The organism is Protofrankia symbiont of Coriaria myrtifolia, from assembly GCF_900634755.1.
In the GTDB taxonomy this organism is placed as follows: domain Bacteria; phylum Actinomycetota; class Actinomycetes; order Frankiales; family Frankiaceae; genus Protofrankia; species Protofrankia coriariae.
The window spans coordinates 1-3,749 of record NZ_CAAAFS010000005.1 but is presented as its reverse complement, the minus strand read 5'-3'; the positions used below and the strand labels follow the sequence as shown (position 1 = coordinate 3,749).

Genomic DNA, 3,749 nt, shown 5'->3' with positions numbered 1-3,749 from the left:
GAACAACGTCGGTCTTGTCATTAGGCGATTACGGTCTGTTGGCACTATCGCCAGTGGTAGCTCGCGGGCGAAGGTGTCCGCTCCCCTGTCGTCGGGGAAGTCCGCCATGGGAGTCTCCGTCACATGAGAGCTGATTTTCCCTCAGATCTGGAACTTTATTCCCCCGTTTCTATGGACCGTTGACTCCCCCGAACCATCGAGGAACGCCCGGCACCTTCTCACCCTCGATCCACCGACAGACCGAGGGTGTTCTGAACGCGTAAACACCCTCTGACCAGCTTTGTCGTCCGGTCAGGTCGCTGGTTGCCAGGCTGAGAGAAGGTCGGACGGATCCTGTACGAGATTCGCCCTGGCCGGATCCAGACGTGGGCCGGTGCCGGAGCGGGACACGATGATCAGCCCTGTGTCGCCGGGGGTGAAACCGGGTATCTCGGCCGCGCTTCGCGTGAGTTCCGCGAGGTCGTGGTCGTCGAACGGGGTGGCGAGCCATTTGATCGACCCGGCGAAGTGGATGCGCTTCGCGACGGGGGAGCGGTCGGCTCCGACCAGGTCGACCTCGGGGTCGAACCGGCGGTTCCACCAGCCGCCGACCGCTTCGACGTCGGGCCAGGGCAGTCGGCCCGCGGTCGCGGCGAGCTCGAGCGACTGGCGGACCAGCGGCTCGACCGCACTGCCCCGCCACGCCGACCAGCGGCGCTGCACCAGCCGGAAGGCCGCTTCGGGCCGTCCGCGGCGCGCCTGCTCGTGAGCGGATCGCAGGACGCCGAGGTACAGCCGCAGGTTGCTGTCGGCGATCCGGTACAGCGCGGGCCTGCCGGGCTGTGTCGAGAGGGGCTCGTCGACGGTGAGCACCCGCTTCTCCTCGACAAGCCGGCGCAGCAGCGGCGACAGCGACCCCGAACGCAGAGCACCCTGCCGGCCGCCCGCCGCCGCGGCGATGTTGGCATGGGTGCGCTCCCCGCTGCCCACCGCTTCGAGGACGCGCCGCGCCTGGTCGGGCGTGGGGAATTCGGCCATCAGCGTGGACTCCGGCACGCTGAACAGCGGCGAGGCCGGGTCGGCGCATTCCTGTTCCAGGAAGGGCAGCGGCGGGGTCGCGTGCGGCCAGCTTCGCAGGATGCCGGGCAGCCCGCCGGAGATCAGGTGGGCGTCGATGGCGTCGGCCGCGTCCAGGCCGAGGGCGCGAGCGGTCTCCAGCGGGTTGAGGGGGCCGAGGACGAGGTTGTCGGCCCGGCCGAAGAACGGGCGGTCGTAGGCGGTGAGCCGTTCCATCATGTGGATGTCGCTGCCGAGCAGCAGCAGGAGCACCGGCCGTCCGGCGAGCAGCCTGTCCCAGGCTGTCTGCAGCGCGCCGTCGAACAGGTCGTCCTGTTCGGCGAGCCAGGGGAGCTCGTCGAGGACGACGATCGTCGGTGCGCCCGGCAGGACCGAGGCGAGGACGCGGAAGGCGTCCGGCCAGCTTCCCGTGGATCGTGCGGGGACGAGTTCACGATCGGTCGGCAGGGACGATTCCTTCAGGTCCGCGAAGAAGGCGGCCGCCGATTCGACCGGTGAGGCCCCCTTGGTGGCGGTGAAGAACAGGTAGGGGACGCCGGCCTGATCGCAGAACTCCTGCACGAGGCGTGACTTGCCCACCTGGCGGCGGCCTCGGATGGCGAGTGCCGCCCCGGAATGCGAGGCGGCGACCCGGTCCAGCCGTTTCCGTAGGAGAGCGAGCTCGGCCGCTCGTCCGACAAAACCCGTCGTCACACCTGAATCCCATCTATGTAGATGCCATCTACATAGATACATACTACCGAAGGGATCGCCTGGGCAGTCGAAACCATCACGGACAGTGTCCGTCCGCAGGCTCCCGGCAGGCGGGAAGGGCCTACGCCCGGGGAACGGCAGGACGATCGTGCGCGCCGGCCGGCAGCGCCTGGCACCTCCGGCCTCGGCGCGACAAGCCCCGGCGGATCCGTAGCTCAACTCCCTCCAAATCCGTAGCTTAACCCCCGACGGATCCGTAACTCAACCCTCGGCGGATCCGTAGCTCGACCCCCGACGGATCCGTAGATCAGATAGAGTTTCGGCTGTGAGTACACGGTTGCGCGGCCTGGTGCCACGGCAGCTTGCGCCCATCGTCGCGAGCCGGATGCTCGAGGAGCCCGTGGTCCTTCTCCAGGGCCCCCGGTCGGTGGGCAAGTCGACCCTGCTCAGAAATCTCGCCGGTGAGGTCGGCGCGGAGTTAGTCGACCTGGACGACGTGGCCGTGCGCGACGCGGTGGCCCGGGACCCGGGCACGTTCGTCGCGGGCCCACGACCGGTCTGTATCGACGAGTACCAGCACGTCCCGCTTGCCCTTGACGCGATCAAGGCTGAGCTCAACCGTGACGGCCGGCCCGGTCGCTTCGTCCTGACGGGCTCGGCACGTCACGAGGCGTTGCCCCAGGCTGCGCAGGCGCTCACTGGCCGTCTGCACCGGCTGCCGGTCTATCCGCTGTCGCAGGGTGAGCTCCGGGGGGTTCACGAGCACCTGTTGGAGGACCTGTTCGCCGACCCGGCCGCCGCCGTGGCTGCGGCCCGGCCGTCGGTGACCAGCCGTGAGGAGTACATCGACAGCGTTACGGCAGGCGGATTCCCGTCGGCGCTCGCGCGGGCCTCGCTCGCTTCGCGGAGCCGCTGGCTTGACGACTACATCCGGCTCAGCCTTGAACGCGACGTGGGGGAGCTCGCCAGGATCCGCCAGGCGGCTTCATTGCCGGTCCTGTTCGAGCGGCTGGCGGGCCAGACCGCGCAGGTACTCAACATCGCCCGGGCCGCGTCGAGTGTCCGTCTCGACGAGAGGACCGCGTACAGCTATCTACGGCTGCTTGAGGCGGTGTTCCTGCTTTACCGGCTTCCGGCGTGGGGGAACACGCTTACCGCACGGTCCACGGCGTCGCCGAAAATCCACATCCTGGACTCCGGGGTGGCGGCTCGGCTGCTGCGGCTGACGCCACGGAAGCTGGTCGCCCGCAACCCGACCGCGCTCACCGAGTTCGGGCATCTGCTGGAGACGTTCGTCGTCACCGAGCTGCTCAAACAGGCATCCTGGACGGACTGGGTCGGCGGTGCCGGTCACTGGCGCACCCGCGACGGCGACGAAGTCGACCTTGTTGTCGAACGCGATGACGGGGCGCTGGTGGCATTCGAGGTCAAAGCGGCTGGCCGGGTACCGGGTGAGGACTTCGCCCCGCTTCGCAAACTCCGTGACACCACCGGCGACGCGTTCACAGCCGGTGTCGTGTTCTACCTGGGAGCACGCTCGTACACGTTCGAGGACCGCCTGCACATCCTGCCCGTCGATACGATCTGGACCCCATAGCAGCCAGATCCGGGAGCCTGTGGCAACGCTTCGACAGATTGCAGGCTGCCCTTTGTGGCTCATGGTGAACACGACGCCAGGGTTCATGATTCTCTTCTTCCCGGGTGTGCCGCGCCGGTAGTCGTGGATCGGCTCCTACGCCGCGCGGTGCCTGGTGTGGCTTCGGCGTCACGCCCGGCGGATCCGGTTCATTGGTCCGAATCTGGTGCATTCGGAAGTCGATGCGTGGTCTCCCGGCTCAAGGATTCAATGAAGTGTCACCCCGTCTACTGACCATGCCCCCCGAAGCAGTCTGGTCAAGGGTAGGGCGATCACAGGACGTTAGCTCCACTGCCCTGCTGCGGGAGTGGGAGAGCGCATCTTGCTTGCCAGGAGGGCAGCCGGAGCGGATGACCGCCTCGCC

2 protein-coding genes are annotated in these 3,749 nt (G+C 67.9%); one reads left to right on the top strand and one right to left on the bottom strand.

What is annotated here, in order from left to right; genetic code table 11:
• Nucleotides 1–291 precede the first annotated feature (291 nt).
• Entirely contained in the window at nt 292–1,749 is a 1,458-nt protein-coding gene (locus CM1CMNOD_RS00200) for an AAA family ATPase (protein ID WP_013871650.1), read from the bottom strand.
• 325 nt (nt 1,750–2,074) lie between these two features.
• On the opposite strand from CM1CMNOD_RS00200, the gene CM1CMNOD_RS00195 reads away from it, so the two are divergent.
• Nucleotides 2,075–3,346, top strand: a complete 1,272-nt coding sequence (locus CM1CMNOD_RS00195; protein WP_013871649.1) for an ATP-binding protein — start codon at nt 2,075–2,077, stop codon at nt 3,344–3,346.
• The last annotated feature ends 403 nt before the right edge of the window (nt 3,347–3,749 follow it).